This window comes from Paenibacillus sp. Negev47 (genome assembly GCF_058313655.1).
Window position 1 is genome coordinate 2,575,091 of the sequence record NZ_CM177754.1, and the last position, 17,885, is coordinate 2,592,975.

The 17,885-nt window shown below is 44.2% G+C and carries 17 protein-coding genes and 1 other annotated feature; of the genes, 11 read left to right on the plus strand and 6 right to left on the minus strand.

What is annotated here, in order from left to right:
* Window positions 1–161 precede the first annotated feature (161 nt).
* The 5 genes from AC4G47_RS11865 to AC4G47_RS11885 all read left to right on the plus strand — a co-directional run bounded on the left by AC4G47_RS11865 (window position 162) and on the right by AC4G47_RS11885 (window position 3,475).
* Window positions 162–689 carry a GNAT family N-acetyltransferase gene (locus tag AC4G47_RS11865; protein ID WP_491106125.1) on the plus strand — a complete coding sequence of 176 codons (528 nt, stop codon included), beginning with the start codon at window positions 162–164 and terminating at the stop codon, window positions 687–689.
* Window positions 664–1,044, plus strand: a complete 381-nt coding sequence (locus AC4G47_RS11870; protein WP_491106687.1) for an SMI1/KNR4 family protein — start codon at window positions 664–666, stop codon at window positions 1,042–1,044. Before AC4G47_RS11865 ends, AC4G47_RS11870 begins: the two co-directional genes overlap by 26 nt.
* Window positions 1,045–1,098: 54 nt before the next feature.
* Entirely contained in the window at window positions 1,099–1,953 is an 855-nt protein-coding gene (locus AC4G47_RS11875; protein ID WP_491106126.1) for a Cof-type HAD-IIB family hydrolase, read from the plus strand.
* 137 nt (window positions 1,954–2,090) lie between these two features.
* Entirely contained in the window at window positions 2,091–2,273 is a 183-nt protein-coding gene (locus AC4G47_RS11880; protein WP_336764538.1) for a YjfB family protein, read from the plus strand.
* Window positions 2,274–2,773: 500 nt separating this feature from the next.
* Window positions 2,774–3,475: a pseudouridine synthase gene (locus tag AC4G47_RS11885; RefSeq protein ID WP_491106127.1), complete on the plus strand. Its 702-nt coding sequence runs from the start codon at window positions 2,774–2,776 to the stop codon at window positions 3,473–3,475.
* A 111-nt stretch (window positions 3,476–3,586) separates the two neighbouring features.
* Here the strand turns inward: AC4G47_RS11885 and AC4G47_RS11890 are convergent, their stop codons facing one another.
* The 3 genes from AC4G47_RS11890 to AC4G47_RS11900 form a co-directional block, all read right to left on the minus strand.
* Complete coding sequence (locus tag AC4G47_RS11890) at window positions 3,587–4,486, minus strand: DMT family transporter (protein WP_491106128.1); 900 nt, start codon at window positions 4,484–4,486, stop codon at window positions 3,587–3,589.
* Window positions 4,483–5,334 carry an AraC family ligand binding domain-containing protein gene (locus AC4G47_RS11895; protein ID WP_491106129.1) on the minus strand — a complete coding sequence of 284 codons (852 nt, stop codon included), beginning with the start codon at window positions 5,332–5,334 and terminating at the stop codon, window positions 4,483–4,485. Before AC4G47_RS11895 ends, AC4G47_RS11890 begins: the two co-directional genes overlap by 4 nt.
* Before the next feature lie 226 nt (window positions 5,335–5,560).
* Window positions 5,561–6,676: an NADH:flavin oxidoreductase gene (locus AC4G47_RS11900; RefSeq protein ID WP_491106130.1), complete on the minus strand. Its 1,116-nt coding sequence runs from the start codon at window positions 6,674–6,676 to the stop codon at window positions 5,561–5,563.
* Between the two features lie 223 nt (window positions 6,677–6,899).
* Here AC4G47_RS11900 and AC4G47_RS11905 point away from each other — a divergent pair, with 223 nt between their 5' ends.
* Genes AC4G47_RS11905 through AC4G47_RS11915 form a run of 3 tightly spaced genes read left to right on the plus strand, consistent with a single transcriptional unit; the run spans window position 6,900 to window position 8,655 of the window.
* Window positions 6,900–7,481: a TetR/AcrR family transcriptional regulator gene (locus AC4G47_RS11905; protein ID WP_491106131.1), complete on the plus strand. Its 582-nt coding sequence runs from the start codon at window positions 6,900–6,902 to the stop codon at window positions 7,479–7,481.
* Between the two features lie 53 nt (window positions 7,482–7,534).
* Window positions 7,535–7,834, plus strand: a complete 300-nt coding sequence (locus AC4G47_RS11910; RefSeq protein WP_491106132.1) for a Dabb family protein — start codon at window positions 7,535–7,537, stop codon at window positions 7,832–7,834.
* 44 nt (window positions 7,835–7,878) lie between these two features.
* Window positions 7,879–8,655: an NRDE family protein gene (locus AC4G47_RS11915; protein ID WP_491106133.1), complete on the plus strand. Its 777-nt coding sequence runs from the start codon at window positions 7,879–7,881 to the stop codon at window positions 8,653–8,655.
* Window positions 8,656–8,709: 54 nt separating this feature from the next.
* On the opposite strand, the gene AC4G47_RS11920 is transcribed toward AC4G47_RS11915, so the two are convergent.
* From AC4G47_RS11920 to AC4G47_RS11930, 3 genes are all read right to left on the minus strand, one after another.
* Window positions 8,710–9,495: a hypothetical protein gene (locus AC4G47_RS11920; protein WP_491106134.1), complete on the minus strand. Its 786-nt coding sequence runs from the start codon at window positions 9,493–9,495 to the stop codon at window positions 8,710–8,712.
* 2 nt (window positions 9,496–9,497) lie between these two features.
* Complete coding sequence (locus AC4G47_RS11925; protein WP_491106135.1) at window positions 9,498–10,493, minus strand: ABC transporter substrate-binding protein; 996 nt, start codon at window positions 10,491–10,493, stop codon at window positions 9,498–9,500.
* A 130-nt stretch (window positions 10,494–10,623) separates the two neighbouring features.
* Window positions 10,624–12,297: a helix-turn-helix domain-containing protein gene (locus tag AC4G47_RS11930; protein WP_491106136.1), complete on the minus strand. Its 1,674-nt coding sequence runs from the start codon at window positions 12,295–12,297 to the stop codon at window positions 10,624–10,626.
* A gap of 311 nt (window positions 12,298–12,608) precedes the next feature.
* Between AC4G47_RS11930 and AC4G47_RS11935 the strand changes: the two genes are divergently transcribed.
* The 3 genes from AC4G47_RS11935 to tyrS all read left to right on the plus strand — a co-directional run bounded on the left by AC4G47_RS11935 (window position 12,609) and on the right by tyrS (window position 17,845).
* Window positions 12,609–13,925 carry a nucleobase:cation symporter-2 family protein gene (locus tag AC4G47_RS11935; protein WP_491106137.1) on the plus strand — a complete coding sequence of 439 codons (1,317 nt, stop codon included), beginning with the start codon at window positions 12,609–12,611 and terminating at the stop codon, window positions 13,923–13,925.
* Between the two features lie 295 nt (window positions 13,926–14,220).
* A complete protein-coding gene (locus AC4G47_RS11940) occupies window positions 14,221–15,690 on the plus strand; it encodes a protein adenylyltransferase SelO (protein ID WP_491106138.1) in 1,470 nt (489 codons plus the stop codon).
* A gap of 548 nt (window positions 15,691–16,238) precedes the next feature.
* Window positions 16,239–16,466: a binding site (T-box leader), on the plus strand.
* Between the two features lie 116 nt (window positions 16,467–16,582).
* Window positions 16,583–17,845 (plus strand): tyrosine--tRNA ligase, encoded by a 1,263-nt coding sequence (gene tyrS / locus AC4G47_RS11945; RefSeq protein ID WP_491106139.1) that lies wholly within the window; start codon window positions 16,583–16,585, stop codon window positions 17,843–17,845.
* Window positions 17,846–17,885 lie beyond the last annotated feature (40 nt).

Below are 17,885 nucleotides of genomic sequence, written 5' to 3' on the forward strand. Positions count from 1 at the left end.
ACTCTATCAGACTGCGCGGGCACTCTTTCAATTTGGATAGTAGTGTAGATAGATTGATTGGGCGAGGTAATTTCGGTAAGATGAAATGAAGAGAGCGGATCTGGCATGGAACAAGATCAGGAAAGGCCGAAAGGCAGCTTTCAATACACAGGATAAGGAACGTGGATTTTTTGACACAACTTCAGATACCGACAGTAGCACCTGTTCAGGCACATCAGATTCATGATGCGATTCATTTTGCCATGCGTGTACGCAGAGAAGTGTTTCCCATGATGGATCATACGAGATTACCTGTGGACTTTGAGCAGTTCAGAGAACACTATCTGGACTCCGACGATGCGATCTTTCTCGTTGCAATGGTGGGGGATGTGAACATCGTCGGTTCTATTGGGATGTTGCCATATGATGGACGTATTGAAGCCGTGCAAGGTCGATATGCAGCTCAATCGGCTGCCGAAATAGTAAAATGTTATGTAGATCCCGCGTATCGTAGGTTCGGTATTGGTTCGATGCTGGTGAACGAACTGGAGAACGTGGTGAAGGATATGCACTATACGACGCTGTATTTGCATACCCATCGCTTCTTGCCAGGGGCCGTGGATTTCTGGAAACGTCAGGGCTACACGATTATTACCGAGCAGGACGATAACTGGCAGACGGTACATATGGACAAGTTGGCACGTAAGTGACTGCTTTCCGTTACCTCCTTCCTATCGCTGGTGGCTTCTGAATTATGGTGAAGCGATGTTAAGCGGAACAGAAATTCTGACCATTACGTCTCCAGAACACCGAGAGTATACGGACACTGACATTTTGTATATATACCGACTTACGGATGAAGACGCGAAGAAGGAAGGGAAGCTTGCGCTGTTTGTACCGGACGAGGATGAATATTACTATTTTGATACGCGGACGGCTGATTACCTTGGGGAGTACAAAGTGATGCGCTTGGATTACTTTAATGGGGAACCTGAAGTATACGCGGATTCTTTTGCCGGATTTTTGGAGAAATTGATTGATCAGCGAACACCTCGGAATCGGTAAATTTGTATTAAACAACATAGACGTATATGAGATACATGATGGGGGCATAAACAGATGCAAGAAACGAACCGGAAAATTGTTTTTATTGATATTGATGGCACATTGGTTGACGATGACGGAAACATTCCGTTGTCAGCACAGAAGGCTTGCAAACAGGCGAGGGAGAATGGACATCTACTATATTTGTGTACAGGCCGCTCCAAGGCAGAGATCTATGATTCCATCTGGGATGTCGGATTTGACGGTCTGATTGGTGCAGGTGGAGGCTATGTGGAATTTGGCAAGGACGTGCTTTATCACAAAAGGGTAACAGCGGAAGATGTTCGCCATATGGTCGATTTCTTCAATGAACACGGCATTGACTTCTACCTTGAATCCAATTCGGCATTGTATGCGAGTAGCAATCTGCAGTCTCATCTGGAACGCCGCATCTACGGTGATGTGGAGAATGACCCTGTAGCCAGAGAGAAGAAGGAACTGAAGCCGCACCCGTTTATTGCCGGATTAACGTATGGAGAGGCCGATCTGTACAAGGATGACGTGAACAAAGTATGTTTCCTGGAGAGCTCAGTTATCCCGTTCGACCGAATTAAGCAGGAGTTTACAGGTAAGTTCGAAGTCATTCAATGCACCGTGCCGATCTTTGGTGAAGGAAGCGGTGAACTGATGATCCCTGGTATTCACAAAGCCGTTGCGATTGCAGATCTGTTGGAGCATCTAGACATGTCCCAGGAAGACACATTCGCCATCGGCGATGGTATGAATGATGCAGAGATGTTGGAATTTTGTAACGTCGGAATTGCCATGGGCAACGCGAAGCCAGGTCTGAAAGCCATTGCGGATGATATTACTGGAACCGTTGAGGAAGATGGATTGTATCATAGTTTTGTGAAGTATGGTTTGATTTAGGGGTAAGTAAACGAGTAGACTCCATGAAGTTTGCGTAAAAATTAGCAGAGTTGTGTAATTTCTTCAACATTTGCTCATCTCTGTCCGATATATATTAAGTACACCTATGTGATCAGAAAGTGAAAGGAGTGCAGAACATGGATATTGCAGCTTTATCAATGGCGATGAGCCAAGCTTCAGTAGTGCAATCAGCCAGTTTGCAAGTGATGTCAATTACAAAAGACATGGCGCAGCAGCAAGGTCAGCAGATGGCGGAAATGTTGAAGTCAGTACCTGCTCCTCACCCTAATCTGGGTGGCAGTCTGGATATTTCAGTATAGGCAGATTAGAAGGATGCATTCTTGTGTAAACATTGCAGCAAGCAAAGCTCAAACAGCTCCAATTCTAACGAATTGAGGCCGTTTGGGCTGTTTATTTTTCAATCTCACGGCTAAACAGGGAAGGGCTGAGAGCGAACTCCTGCCAAGAAAAAAATCAGATGGGCATGAACCGAGCTCTATTGCAACTGAATCATTTAACCTAAGGTGTAGATACTAAGCAGTCTGTACGAAAAATAGTCCATCCAATGGCGCTTTAGCAGAGGCGGGACCCTAATTCTGGTTCGGATGATCAGAATTAACTGTAATTTGAGTCACGTGGTACATGGAAAACGCCTTCTTTTCTCGTACTTTCGGTTAACAATCCATTGCTTCGTTACATTATAAGTGAGATGATGTGGAATGAAAATCAGTACAAGGTACTAACTCGTTGTACGAAGCGAATGAACGTACCAGCACTTAAAGAACCAGTGGCAATACTATAGATGAGAAGCGGTGGAACAATGTTAATTAACAAATACATAAGTGAAACGGGATTCTGCTCCCGCAGGGAAACGAACCGATTAATTGCAGCTGGACGCATAACGATCAATGGCAGAGTATGTGAAAAAGGGGCGGATGTTGAACCACACGATGTGGTACGCATTGATGGCAAGGAAATTCCTCATAATGAGAGCGAACCTGTATATATTGCTCTAAATAAACCCATCGGTATTGTCTGCACTGCAGCAGAACACGTAGAGGGGAATATCATCAAATATATGAATTATCCTTCTCGCATATTTGCGATAGGCAGGCTGGATAAGGCATCTGAAGGGTTGATTTTGCTAACGAATGACGGAGGGATTGTGAACAAGATGATGCGTTCAGAGCACAATCATGATAAAGAATATGTAGTGACTGTAGATAAACCCATAACGGACGAATTTGTACAGTCCATGTCCGAAGGAGTTGAAATTCTGGACGTGGTGACCAAGCCCTGCGAAGTGTATAGGCAAAGTGAAGACGTATTTCGTATTATTTTGACACAGGGTCTCAACCTGCAGATCCGCAGAATGTGCAAAGCCTTGGGGTATCGCGTGTTGAAACTGGAGCGCGTCCGAATTATGAATATTACGCTAGATCAACTGGAGCGGGGGCAGTGGCGTCATCTGGAACAAGAGGAACTGGAGATTCTGCTGTCTCAATTACATGAGATAAAATGAGTTCTGCTGCATGTCAACGCAACGGTGTTCAGACACAATGAACGTTTATAACATAAAAAAAGAATCAGACACTAACCCCTGCGTGGATTAGTGTCTTTGTTGTTGAATGGCTTACCTTTTTCGCTCTGAAATGTAAGATCCGAATAAGGTTAAGAACGCCCCGAGTATAATCACCCAGGTTATCCGTTCCTGAAGAATCAGTGCAGATGACACGACAGTAATGACAGGAACCAGATAGATGTAGACACTCGTTTTGATAGCACCAAGAACATTAACCGCTCGGTTCCAGGTCACGAAACACAATGCGGAAGCATCCAGGCCGAGATAGAGAATATTGGATAGATTGGTCATATTCGTGAAGCGTCCGAGATCCCAATGGAATTCAAATAGGAACAGAGCTGGTAACATGAAGATCAGGCCATAGAAGAACACTTTGCGAGTGGCACCGATGGTGTGATAACGAAGCTCACCAATTTTACGCATCAACACAGAATAAATTGCCCATACCGCGGGTGCTATGAAAGCAAGCAGATCACCTAGCGGATTGAGTTGCAGAATGAAACTGCCGTTCAATGCGATGAGTATGATGCCGCTCAGGGCAATCCCGAATCCGATGATAAAGCGGCGAGTTAACTTTTCTCCATCCAGGAAGAAATGGGCGAGCACAGCAGTGAAAAATGGGGCAATGGAAACAATTACACCCACATTGGAAGCCGTTGTGTACACGAGTGCTATATTTTCAATGAGAAAATATAACGTCACTCCGCATATGCCTGCTCCGATAAATAACCATTCTTCTCTGAATGATGCGATCCGTAGTGAACGTGGATAGATCAGTAATAGTACCAAATACCCGATCAGAAAGCGAAAAAACAAAATTTCCACTGGAGTAAAGTCAATCAGCAGAACCTTCGTCGAGACAAACGTAGTTCCCCAGATCAATATGGTAAATAAAGCGAGCAAATGTCCGGTAGAGGCTTTAGTGTTTTGATGGCTAAGATGGCTTGTCATATGATGTTATCGGTGGTGCGTTTCGGTTCTGTGTCATGATTGAAGATACGTCTGTATTGCTTGGGCGTCAGGCCAATCAGTTTTTTGAAAAAATTCGTAAAGTGGCTTTGATCACTGAATCCCGTCTGCGCGGCAACTTCAATCGGAAGCTGACCTTGTTCCAACAGCCGTTTGGCTTGGTTAATACGAATTGTTTCCAGGTAGCGATAAGGTGATATCCCTTTCTGCCGAGTGAATAAACGCAGCAGGTGATACTTGCTCATCTCCGTCAAGTCGGCTAACTCGTTCAACGAGATGCTCTCCATGTAATGAGATTCTATGTAATCACATATGCGTCTGATCTCAGTAGTCACATCCTGTGTTGAAACGGGTGGTTCCGCATCTGAATAATCTCTCAACAATTGATCCAGCAGAAAGAGTAACAATTCTTCTTTGCAAAAATCGGATTGCTCCTCAAGAATGATCTGGTGCAGCTCATGCAGGGAACCAACAAGTTCACTCTGGTAGAGAACGGGAGAGGTAAACCGTGGCAAGTAAGCTTGTCCAGTAATCTCTTTCGCATACTCTCGCATAACCTCAGGCTGGACGTTGATACAGCGATAATCGAGAGTTCTTCCATCGACTTGTTCGCAGGCATGAGGATCATGTGGATTAAAGACAATCATGTCTCCGCTATTCAGAATATATTCTTCGTTGTTGCAGACGAGGTGTCGCTTGCCTTGCTCAATGAATCCAATGACGTAGTAGTCATGAAAATGATTGGGGAACTTCTGCATAATGCCTTCAAATTGATAAGCTTCCAGCTGTAGATCCGTATCAAATACAACAGTTCGAACTTCCCGAGTCATGATGCACCTTCTTTCTGGTATGTTAACGTCATTATAGGATGTAAAGAAGGAATTTTCTTGAACGATATTGCTGGTGTTCGAAGGGTTTGATCGGACAGATATCTCCAAAAACAAAATACCCGCTATCCCGGAGGGAAAGCGAGCCCTTTGCTTAGTATAGTTGATTCACGAGTTCAAACCTATATATATGAAACCGAATGTTTCTGGAACAATACGTAATTATTTTTTAATGTAGTGTAGCTAGTGCTTCAGGTGTAAAAGGCTGAATCTCGGATACGCGGCCTTCGCGTATTTTAACTGCCCATGCCGGGTCACCAAGGAGCGCACGTCCTACAGCTACCAGATCAAATTCCTGATGATCCAATCGCTTCATAAGTTCGCCCATACCTGGATGCTTTGCTTCATCGGCTCCTGCTTCAGGCTCGTCTGGCATACCCACAGAACCAACGGTAATTGTGGTTCGGCCACTCAGTTTTCTTACCCATCCGGCGAATCCTAGATCAGATCCTTCGAACTCGGGCTCCCAGAAGCGTCGTGTCGAGCAGTGGAAGATATCTACACCTGCATCAACCAGCAAGCTGAGGAATTGTCCCAGTTGTTCGGGTGTGTCGAACAGTCTGGCTTGATAATCATTCATCTTCCATTGGGAGATCCGCATCGCAATAGGAAAATCAGGCCCTACCGCAGTCCGGACTGCCTTAACAAGTTCAATCGCGAATTGTGTTCGTTTCTGAAGGTCGCCACCGTAGCGGTCCGTTCTCCTATTCGTTGTTTTCCAGAAAAATTGATCGATCAGAAAACCATGAGCACCGTGGAGCTCAATTCCATCAAAACCAATGCGTTGTGCATTAACTGCTGCATCTGCATAAGCTTCAATAACAGTTGCAATCTCTTCTTCGGTCATAGGCTCACCAACCTGATTACCTTCTATATCAACTCCCGATGGACTTAGAGATGCAGCTTCCGGGTGTGGGTGAGATCCTGAAGGACGAACGATTCCCATATGTAAAATCTGAGGGAAAATCTTGCCACCGGCAGCATGGACTTGTCGAACCACTTCAGCCCAGCCTTGAAGAGCTGCTTCCCCATACATATGAGGGATTCTAGGCTCACTTGATGCAGATGGATGTTCAATGGTTGCACCTTCTGTAATAATTAAGCCAACACCTTGCTCCGCGCGTCGACGATAATATGCTGCTACATCGGCTCCCGGTACACCATCCGGGGAAAAAGCGCGAGCCATGGGGGACATGACAATTCGTGAGGACAGGTTTAATTTTTGAACGGTGTATGGTTGAAACAGAAGCTCCGTAGAAATAACGTTATGTTGTTGATTACTCAAACTAAGCACCTCCATTATGTTGCACCTTCAAGCGGGTACGAGTGCAATCTTAACAAGGTCTATAGGCATGCTCAACCAACAATCGGAGCATTTTGTTGCTTAAGCGAAAGACTCGGATTATTGTATTGTGTTTGTACACTTACTTTCACTTGTTGAACAAATAGCACTTATCTATAATGAAGGAGTCTAGCCAAATATTTTGTGTACGAAGGAGGATTGGGACATGTCTGGTGTATTGTCTCCAAACTCGAATGATCCGCGTGTAATTCGCACGCGTCAATTAATTCTTGATGCGTTTTTAAACCAATTGAACCTTAAAAACTTCAGTAGTATTACCATTCAGAATATTACAGAACAAGCCACAATCAACAGAGCTACATTTTACGCCCATTTTCAGGATAAATATGTGCTGCTCGAAGCTTTGTTATCGGATGCATTTATGGAATATGTAACGAAAAGAGTGGATCCGGAAGCCCGATTGTCAGCCGAGACCATGCAGCAGCTTATATATTCGTTATGTGACTACCACGTCTCAAGCAATGAGTGCATCAAAAAATATGATACAATTGCACCGATTATTGAAGAGAATATCAAAACGCAGCTGGAGCAGTTCCTTCTTCAATTCATGCTGCAAGGAGCGAGAGACGTAGATCTTAAAACGCTGAAAGCTACTGCGACCATGTTAAGTTGGTCAATCTATGGAATAACGTATCGATGGAATATCGAAGGAAGACAGGAATCCCCTGCTGACTTAGCCAAGAGAGTGGTCCCCTATATGATGGGCGGATTGGAATTGTTGAATTGACTTCATTTAACGAAATTGCATTACTATTCGATGGACATAGGAGGAATAACAAGATGTTTGAACATTTGGTTGTTTTTAAATTTAACGATAAAATCACATTAGCGAAGCAACAGGAACTGGTGGCTCAATTGCTCGCGTTACAGGAACAGATTCCAGGAATTGTCTCGCTGACCGCGGGAATCAATACTACGGAGGAAACGGATCGTATCCAAGGTTACACGATTGGCTTGCGAGTGACGTTTGAAGATCAGGAGGCATTGCGCGCCTATGGTCCACATCCTGCTCATCAGGCATTTGTAGCTTCATTAGATGGTTGGGTAGAAGATGTTATTGTGGTTGATTATGCGATATAAAACGACGATATCGAGGTTTGACGAATATAGGAGTTGAAATCCCCATGTGTTTAATTTTATTTGCTTACAAAATGAATTCGAAGTATCCACTTATATTGGGATCAAATAGGGATGAATTCTATCACAGACCTACAGCACAAGCTCATTTTTGGGAAGATTATCCTCATATTTTGGCTGGCCGGGATTTATCGAAAATGGGAACCTGGATGGGCATAACCACAGGTGGGCGTCTGGCTGCTGTCACGAATTATCGTGATCCGAATGAAGAGGTACATGCCAAGTGCTCCAGAGGAGATCTGGTTGCTGATTTTTTAAAGGGAACGTCCACACCTGAGCAATATATGCAACGTGCGCAGCAAAATCGCAATGATTATCCTGGCTACAATTTGTTGGTGGGTGATCCTGACGACCTCTATTATTATTCTAATGTGGGTAATATCGTGATGAAGTTGAAACCGGGAATATACGGGATTAGTAATCACTTGATCAATACAGATTGGCCCAAGGTGAGACGTGGAAAAGAAGGATTGGAAAAAATCATCAACGGGGAGGGCGAAGGTTCCCTGACAGAGCAAATATTAGATTTGCTGCAAATGGCAGACCCTTCAGTGGATGAGCTTCTCCCCCATACAGGTGTTCCATTGGAGTGGGAACGTTTGCTTTCTCCCATATTCGTTAAAAGTGGCAAATTCGACTATGGGACCAGAGCTTCATCCGTTGTCCTCATGACCAAAGAAAAAGTATTGTTTACAGAGAGGGTTCATCAGAACGGAGAGGTAATGGAGCAGCGTTTAGAGATAGAGTACAACTTCCGAAAATAGAAACAGGTCATGTCGAGATATTACTTCTCAACATGACCTGTTCTATTTTCTCAACTAACCGCATGAGCCTGCGCGCATGGATGCTCTATCCACTTCTTTCAGGCGGGGACAATCGTAGCAGTATCCGAATTTGGCATCCAGACGATAAGCCTGACAGCAGGAAGGTTTGATCAAAACTTGCCGACCAGGGTCATTTATATGCTGGGTAAACCTCAATTTGATGTCAAACGGATTTTTTAGAAGTCCCAAAGTACTGGCATCCAACCCACGGCGAAGAATATGTTTTTGGAAAGTAATACTTCCCTTCCTATTCTCATCTGATGTTTCGGATAGTTCTTCTTCCATATAACTGTATAAAGCGCTGACGACTTGTCCCCATAAAGAGAGGACGCTGATCTGAGTTATGTCGGATAACGCTTCTAACAGCGGTCGTACGTTCTCTTTATAGAATACTTGTAGAATCTGTGCACACCATTCTTCACGGTTACGCTTGGGAATCTGAATACGCTTTGTATTTTTAATTTTAAATGAAAACAACGGGTATTGTTCCTTGATGTACAGTTGCACACTGATATTAGATAAAGACAAATCGTAAATATAATCGGCACCTCCAAACAGCATGTTCTGAAGCGCACTACATACGGAAGCATACCAGTTGCAGAAAAAAGCTGCGGTCACACAGCGTTCGCCTGACTTGATCAGAGGGCCATACGTGTCGAGCAAATGGTTCATATGATTTTCATGAAGAAGATCTGTAGCAGAAATGGTAAACAGCAGATGCATAGGATCGGTATCATGCAAACTTAGGAAATAACGATTCTCCAGCTCGTTTACTTCCACGTTTAATTTTCTTTCTTCTCAAAGGCTTGAAGCACATCGTTCACTGCGTTGCTATCTGCCAGCGGAGACATGCCCAGACTAAACCATTCCTTACCGCCCATGGTATATACCTGGTTTTTCTTGACTGCAGTCATATTTTCCCACAACGAACTATTCATCATTTCCTTGTATCTCTTTTGCACTTTATCACTGGACTCATCATCCAACTGTAAAATAATATGATCAGGGTTGTACTCAGGGATCTTTTCCAAAGAAATTGAGACACTCATTTCACTCTGTGGAAAATCTTTGACCGGATTTAAACCCAGCTCTTGATGAATGAATTTGCCCCGATCGATATTTTCTCCATATATAACGATCTCGTCAGCCATGATCATCATATACATAACCGTTTCATCGCCAACAAGGGTATCCAGTGTCTTCTTGGCTTCTGCTTCTTGAACCTGCAGGTCAGTGATGACCTTTTCAGCCAGATCTTTCTTGCCCAGAACTTCAGCGATATCTCGCAGTTCATCCCGCCAGTTGTCTCGCTGCGGCAGAAGAACGGTTGGGGCAATGGCCGTCAGTTGATCATAGTCCTTATCGGACCACCAGGCTGGAGCAATAATAAGATCTGGTTGCGTGGATAGAATCGCTTCAAAATTAGGTGTTTGGGCGAGCCCAGTCTTCAATGTGTCTTTCAATGCCTCTTGCAGATAAGCCGGGAATTCTGGATGGTAGTTCTGTACCGCAACAGGTTTTACACCCAGAGCATACAGAAATTCTGGGTAAACAACTGAAAGACCAACAATTCTTTGGGGATCAGCAGGGATGCTGACATCTCCTTTTTCACTAGCTACAACACGATTTTTATCAGATAACGCTGTTTCTGTTGTGCCGGAATCTCCAGTGGCAGTTCCTGAAGTATCTGACCCTGTGTTGCTTCCTGCACAGGCAGTGCACAGCGCGATTAACAATACAATAATGATTCCTGTACTCCAACCTCGTTTTTGTTTCATTTCTTGATGCTCCCCTTGAATAAATAAAATTTGCAATTGACAATCTCACAATAAGATTGATTATCATTATCACATAAAAAGAGTATAAATGTTTTTCAACTTCCGGAATATTGACGATCATGACAACGTTTTATGCACGATTACGCCAAAGCATCAGCACCTCATCCAAAACCAGATCATGCGTAAATGCCGTATATTCTATCCATGGGTACGTAGGTAGAAAATCGATCCGACCATTTCGGACCGCTTTGAGATTACGCCATGGTTCAGATTGCATGAGCAATTGCCAACCGGACTGTGAGCGCGCATCCTCATCACGGATTATCACTAAACGATCAGCATCATATTTGGCCAGCTCTGCAGGTGTAATCCCAAGATTGGGCATCGAGCTATCGATATCATGTGGGGGAGAAATGTGCAAATCATCGTAAAAGACCGTAGCGAGGCTTCTGCAGCCCAAAATGTGTATCAGATCTCCTGAGACTCTAAGAACAAGAAGCGTATCTTTTTTAATGGTGGACTGTATTTGTTCTTTTACAAAGCGTGACTTTCGTTCGTATTTTTCAAACCAGATTTCGGCCTGGGACATTTTGTCCAGAAATTCCGCAATCAGCTGTACATGTTCACGCCAGTTGTGGTCTAACCAGGGCACGAAAAAGGCAGGTGCGATTTGTTTAATCCAAGCCTGATCCTCAGCGGAAACCATATTGTCAATTCCGATAACATAATCCGGATTAGCCAGAAGAAGTTCTTCTCTTTTTGACGCGTTATTTGAATGCAATGATAGGACCAGATCTGCTCCGTACTTTCTCTTGTAATAATCAGTCCAGGGATGATCTCCCGGTGCGGCAATAGGAGTAATCTCTAAAGGCAGCAATTGTCCGATATTAAAAGGGTTATAGGCAACAATTTTTTGCTTGTTGTTCCTAATAAACGTGGCTGGAGGGATGCCCGCAATCTGCTTGAATTTGCGACGAAAATAAATATCGTCAGGATAACCTACGTGACTGGCGATATCCTTGAGTCGGTATTCACCGCCCATTTTCATAAGTTTCTGAGCTTGATTAATTCGATAAACAGCCAGATATTCGATTGCGCTGCATCCATACCTTTTCTTAAACAGTCTCATAAAATGACGAGAACTTATTCCTGCCACCTTTGCCAAATGTTCAATAGTTAACTCTTGTTGATAATGCTGTTCCATATAGGATTTTACATATTCGAGAGCTGCCTCCGGATCATTTTCATCAACAAGTAAGTCATCTTGAAAGAGGTGATGCAGGAGTTCCTGAAAGTAAATTTGACTTCGGAACTGCTTCAGACGATCCTCACTTTGCAGGTATTTCGTAATATTCTCGCACAAAGCGTTTATAGAAACTGGTGAAGAAAGAATAATCTTTTCTTTTATAGGAAAAGGAAGTTCGCCTTGGATTGGCCGAACGGAGTCAGTCGTCCTTGAATCGTGATCGATAATGATATCGAATCGCAGAAGGTAAAGGCCGCGTTCATCCAGTGATTTTGCTGCTGCCTGTACCAGTTGACCAGGGTTACAGATGTACACACTACCTTCTTGCCATTCGATGTACTGTCCATCAATGGTTAGCCATCCTCGTCCGCTTGCTGCAAAAACAAGTAAGTGGGATTCAATGAACTGGAGTTTTAGCTCCCAATCGGTGGCAGTGTTTTTGATATGTTGGATCTGTCGGAGTTTGAAAGATGAATGTTCGAGTATAAAATATTTGGAATTTTCGTTGTTTCTGTTGATATGTACGATGCGAATCACCAACCCTTTGCTATTGAACATTCTAGCTCACAAGCATGCTTATCGCAATTGGTCAGAAATAGAGTAACGTGAGGAAGTTGTTCATCTCTAGGTACTTCTTCTGGATGTAAATAGGTGTTGCTCAATCACAAGTGTTAACTATTATGACGCTAAACGAATGGTATAGATTTTCTTTTGTATAACATGCCCAATTTAAGTTGAACTCTTTATCTCGTATAACAATTCTATGTTATGAATCATGGAACTTCCCTGAATAGTTTATATAATGTGAATCAACATAACATGATTTTGCAGCGGTTCGGTTGATTCTAATTTCAGGGGGGCAACGTGGGATGAAAGAAACTAAAAAGATGAGAATTTTTTCACTGGGGATTCAGCACGTATTGGCGATGTATGCGGGAGCAATTTTGGTGCCTTTGCTTGTGGGAAGAGCGTTAAATCTGACTGCAGAGCAGTTGGCGTATCTGGTATCCATTGACCTGTTAACGTGCGGGATTGCAACATGGCTTCAGGCTCGGAAAGGGAAGTACTTGGGTATAGGTTTGCCGGCGGTGCTTGGAAGCTCTTTTGTAGCGGTCACACCCATGATTGCAATTGGGTCACAATACGGGATTCCAGCCATTTATGGCTCCATCATAGCAGCGGGAGTATTTATCGTCATCTTTGCCGTGTTTTTCAGCAAAATTGTCAAATTGTTTCCCCCAGTCGTTATAGGTACAGTTGTGACCATCATCGGTCTTGCACTAATCCCAACAGGCATTAAAAACATGGCGGGTGGAGCAAACAGCGAGAATTTTGGAAGTTTGGACAATTTGGCACTTTCCTTTGGCGTATTACTTTTCATTCTGATCCTGAATCGATATGCTCGCGGTTTTGTGAAATCCCTGGCTGTTCTCCTTGGTATTATCGTGGGGACCCTCGTCGCAGCCTTCATGGGAAAGGTGAATTTTGCCGCTGTACAGGAAGCCTCCTGGTTCCATTTGCCCCAGCCCTTCTACTTTGGATGGCCAACCTTCGAAATCGGCCCCATTATTACAATGATCATTGTAGGTACGGTGGTTATCATCGAGTCCACAGGTGTATTTATGGCTTTGAGCAAAATCTGTGATCAACCGATCAACGAAAAAGATCTGGCACGGGGATATCGCGCAGAAGGTCTTGCGTTTGTCCTTGGCGGCATATTCAATGCTTTTCCATACAATACATTCGCTCAGAATGTCGGTTTGGTTCAGCTCTCCAAGGTGAAAACGACCAATGTGGTTGTTGCGGCTGGAGGCATCCTTATCTTTCTCGGACTTATTCCCAAAGTAGCAGCTTTTGCAACCATTATTCCGAGTGCTGTATTAGGTGGTGCGACTGTCGTACTGTTCGGAATGGTCGTGTCATCCGGGATCAAAATGCTGCAAAACGTCGACTTCGGCAAACAATCCAATCTGTTGATCGTGGCTTGCTCCGTTTCACTTGGGCTCGGCGTTACTGCTGTACCCGATCTGTTTGCCCAGCTTCCTCAAAGTATTCGCATCATTGTTAGCGATGGTATTATCACGGGAAGCCTGTCAGCGATCCTGCTCAATGTCTTCTTTAACCTCGGTTTCAAAAATAAGAGTTTGCCAGTACAGCCTGTACAGGCTCAAGAAGTACACACGTAATTCTTGTAATAACAGACATGTTAGCGTGTAAACGAAATAGATCCAAGACGGTTTTTCTGGGAAGTGGAATGAAGGGCAGTGCCCCCACTTGGTAAAGAAACCTCTTGGATTTTTTGTGCTTACTATTTATGAGGAATGCAAAAGGAATACAAATATGCTAAAGTTTCATCAAGAACATTTTATATGTTCACTACATTGAATTTCCATGCGACTACATAAATGAGCATTGGTTCACAAAGGCTAAAATAAAACCAGGGGTAAATCCCTTGGGCACAGAAAAGGAGTTGTGATCACCATGCAACAAGAGACGTTGAACAAAGGATGGAATTTGGACAATAGTTATGCGCAGTTACCGCAACCCTTTTTTACAAGTCAGGACGCAGTACCTGTTGAATCACCGAAGTTGATCATCTTCAATAGACTGCTTGCATCCAGTCTGGGTCTGAATGTGGAGTCTCTTGACAGTGATGAAGGAGCGAAAATTTTCGCGGGTAACCTGATTCCGGAAGGAGCCGAGCCTTTAGCTCAGGCCTATGCAGGACATCAATTCGGCAATTTTAACATGCTTGGTGATGGACGGGCTTTGCTGCTGGGAGAACAGATTACGCCACAAGGCGAGCGAGTGGATATCCAGCTGAAAGGTTCAGGAAGAACACCTTACTCTCGTGGAGGGGATGGACGTGCTGCTGTTGGTCCCATGTTGCGAGAATATATCATTAGTGAAGCGATGTATGCACTGGGTATTCCAACAACCCGAAGTCTGGCAGTAGTATCTACCGGAGAAAACATTATCCGCGAAACAGAACGGCCTGGGGCCATATTGACCCGAGTGGCTTCCAGTCATATCCGGGTAGCAACTTTCCAGTACGCAGCCAGATGGGGGTCTATCGACGATCTCCAAGCGTTGGCTGATTATACACTGGATCGACATTTTCCTGATGTCGCCCAAGCTGAGAATCGCTATCTTTTGCTCCTTCAGGAAGTGATTAAGCGTCAGGCCGCGCTCGTTGCGCAGTGGCAGCGTGTTGGTTTCATTCATGGGGTGATGAACACGGATAACATGGCGATCAGCGGTGAGACCATCGATTATGGCCCATGCGCCTTTATGGATGCTTACAATCCTTCAACCGTATTTAGCTCCATTGACACGCAAGGTCGGTATGCTTATGGGAATCAGCCGTATATTGCTGGATGGAATTTGGCTCGATTTGCCGAGACACTTCTGCCACTATTGCACGAAGATGAAGAACAGGCCGTGCAACTCGCTCAGGATGCGATCGCACAATTTTCGGAATTGTACCATCATCATTGGCTTAAGGGAATGCGGGCCAAACTGGGCTTGTTGAATGAAGAGACAGAAGATGAAGCCCTGATCAAAGACCTTCTTGAACTCATGGAGAAGCATAGTGCAGATTACACGAATACGTTCTTGGCATTGACCTTTGATAACTTGGAAGGGACAACTTTGTTTGGCACGACAGAATTTGCTGAATGGAATGAGCGGTGGCAAGCAAGATTGGACAGACAGCAAGAGACGAGAGAAGTATCACAACAGTTAATGAGAACGAGCAATCCGGCAGTCATTCCTCGTAATCATCGGGTCGAAGAAGCACTTGAGCGAGCGGAGAATTACGGAGACCTTAGCGTGATGGAGAAGCTTTTGGCTGTTCTTTCCGATCCGTTCGCGCACTCACCTGAACAGGCTGAATATGCCGAACTGCCTGCACAGTGCAATACTTCGTATCAGACTTTTTGTGGGACCTGATTGAACAGTGTGTAATGAAGAGGCTGCCTTAGGCAGCTTTTTCATTATACAGTTGTTAGAGCGAACAGCATTCCGCAGGCAACAGATGGAAAACTATGTTAATGCTTGTTTGATATCTTTAAATGGGATGGTGTCCCCTATCATACGAAGTGATGAAGGATCTGGACAGGGGCGTTCAGAAAGCCCTCAACAGATCGGTGATCTGTATTTACACTGGCATAGCAAGATATTAATGACGTATGGTATGGCTATGCATTATCATTTCTCGAAAAAAAGAATGAATCTGAACAAGGATGGGAAGCCTTAACTTCAAATGAACAGGAAATTGCTGCTCTATGCAGGAGCAGCAACTTGATATGCTGGATCAGCAATGTTGGAACAATGAGGATCAGATTGCAGAGAAGGCACATCACTATTATCACGGAAAGTTGAACATAATGACCATATAAGTTGAGTTTATGTGCTTGTCCATTGTTATATTTAAAGTTTGCAGACTTGACCTTGCAATGACTCCAACGTTCGGCTATACTTGCTATAAATTAAATACATGAATCACGTTGATGGAGCGCAGTAGCGGCTTTGTCCCTGTTACAGAAAGTCAGGGGTTGATGGAACCTGATACATACAAGGGCTGCGAATTACACTCTGGAGTACTTGGGTAATGCCAAGCGGATGGGCAAACGATATATTGCCGAAAGTGGTATGGATAGCGTGTTAAGGTCACGTGTTGTTCATGCAATTTGGGTGGTACCACGGTTATGATAATCGTCCCTGTGTCTAATAAAGACAAGGAGGCGATTTTTTTGTGTCCAAAAAAGCCGTTCCAGCGTGTATTTCGTAATTTAACGTAGATCATGACTGAATCTTGAGGATAGAAAAGGGGTTTTTACGAATGAATATTATTGATGAACTAGAGTGGCGCGACGCCATTAACCAGCAGACCGATGCAGAGGGATTGCGTGAACTGACTGAAACCAAATCAGTCTCATTGTACTGTGGAGTTGATCCTACGGGGGATAGTATGCATATCGGACATCTCATTCCCTTCATGATGCTGAAACGTTTTCAACTGGCAGGACACCGTCCGGTCATTCTGATTGGTGGAGCTACAGGTACGATTGGTGATCCAAGTGGTCGTCAGGCAGAGCGATCCTTGCAAACGATGGAACAAGTGCAGGAGAATGTGGATGCACTGACAGCGCAGATGAAAAAGTTGTTCGTAACAGACGGTGATAATCAGGTTCGTATGGTGAACAACTACGATTGGACACACAAAATCAATGTGATTGAATTTTTACGCGACTACGGCAAAAACTTCAACCTCAATACGATGCTGGCCAAGGATGTAGTTGCGAGCCGACTGGAAGGCGGAATCTCATTCACCGAGTTTTCCTACCAGATTCTTCAATCCCTCGACTATCTGCACCTGTTCCAGAACGAAGATGTACAACTGCAAATCGGCGGTTCGGATCAATGGGGAAATATCACGAGTGGTCTCGATCTGATTCGCAAAAAAGAAGGATCTGAAGCAAAGGCGTACGGTCTGACCATTCCGCTCATGCTCAAATCTGACGGAACTAAATTCGGTAAAACAGCTGGTGGCGCAATCTGGCTTGACGCGAACAAAACAACACCATTTGAGTTCTACCAGTTCTGGGCGAATACAGATGATCGTGATGTCATTAAATACTTGAAATACTTTACTTTCCTCAGCAAAGAAGAAATTGAAGCTTTGGCTCAAAAGGTAGAGACAGAGCCACACAAACGTGAAGCACAGAAAGCACTCGCGGAAGAAATGACAAAATTCGTTCACAGCGAAGAAATGCTCGAACAGGCTAAACGTATTACAGCAGCGCTGTTTAGTGGAGATATCCGCTCCCTGACAGCTGATGAAATCGAGCAGGGCTTCAAGGAAATGCCAACGTTTGAAACAGACGGCGAAGCGAAAAATATCGTCGACTGGCTCGTGGATCTGGGGCTGGAGCCATCCAAACGCCAGGCACGTGAGGATGTCACTAAAGGTGCGATTTCCATGAATGGTGAGAAAATTACTGAGCTTGAATTCACAGTTTCAGCAGAGCATGCCATTGGCGGTAAATTCATCATTATCCGTAAAGGTAAAAAGAACTACAGTCTGGTTAAGCTTCAATCCTAGTGTCTGACAATTAAAACGTACACTTATACAATTACAGAAA

Coding starts and splice junctions, on each gene's coding strand:
- AC4G47_RS11880 (WP_336764538.1), top strand. CDS start 2,091: ATGGATATTGCAGCTTTATCAATGGCGATGAGCCAAGCTTCAGTAGTG.
- AC4G47_RS11910 (WP_491106132.1), top strand. CDS start 7,535: ATGTTTGAACATTTGGTTGTTTTTAAATTTAACGATAAAATCACATTA.
- AC4G47_RS11875 (WP_491106126.1), top strand. CDS start 1,099: ATGCAAGAAACGAACCGGAAAATTGTTTTTATTGATATTGATGGCACA.
- AC4G47_RS11905 (WP_491106131.1), top strand. CDS start 6,900: ATGTCTGGTGTATTGTCTCCAAACTCGAATGATCCGCGTGTAATTCGC.
- AC4G47_RS11940 (WP_491106138.1), top strand. CDS start 14,221: ATGCAACAAGAGACGTTGAACAAAGGATGGAATTTGGACAATAGTTAT.
- AC4G47_RS11890 (WP_491106128.1), bottom strand. CDS start 4,486: ATGACAAGCCATCTTAGCCATCAAAACACTAAAGCCTCTACCGGACAT.
- AC4G47_RS11895 (WP_491106129.1), bottom strand. CDS start 5,334: ATGACTCGGGAAGTTCGAACTGTTGTATTTGATACGGATCTACAGCTG.
- AC4G47_RS11885 (WP_491106127.1), top strand. CDS start 2,774: ATGTTAATTAACAAATACATAAGTGAAACGGGATTCTGCTCCCGCAGG.
- AC4G47_RS11925 (WP_491106135.1), bottom strand. CDS start 10,493: ATGAAACAAAAACGAGGTTGGAGTACAGGAATCATTATTGTATTGTTA.
- AC4G47_RS11915 (WP_491106133.1), top strand. CDS start 7,879: ATGTGTTTAATTTTATTTGCTTACAAAATGAATTCGAAGTATCCACTT.
- AC4G47_RS11930 (WP_491106136.1), bottom strand. CDS start 12,297: ATGTTCAATAGCAAAGGGTTGGTGATTCGCATCGTACATATCAACAGA.
- tyrS (WP_491106139.1), top strand. CDS start 16,583: ATGAATATTATTGATGAACTAGAGTGGCGCGACGCCATTAACCAGCAG.
- AC4G47_RS11935 (WP_491106137.1), top strand. CDS start 12,609: ATGAAAGAAACTAAAAAGATGAGAATTTTTTCACTGGGGATTCAGCAC.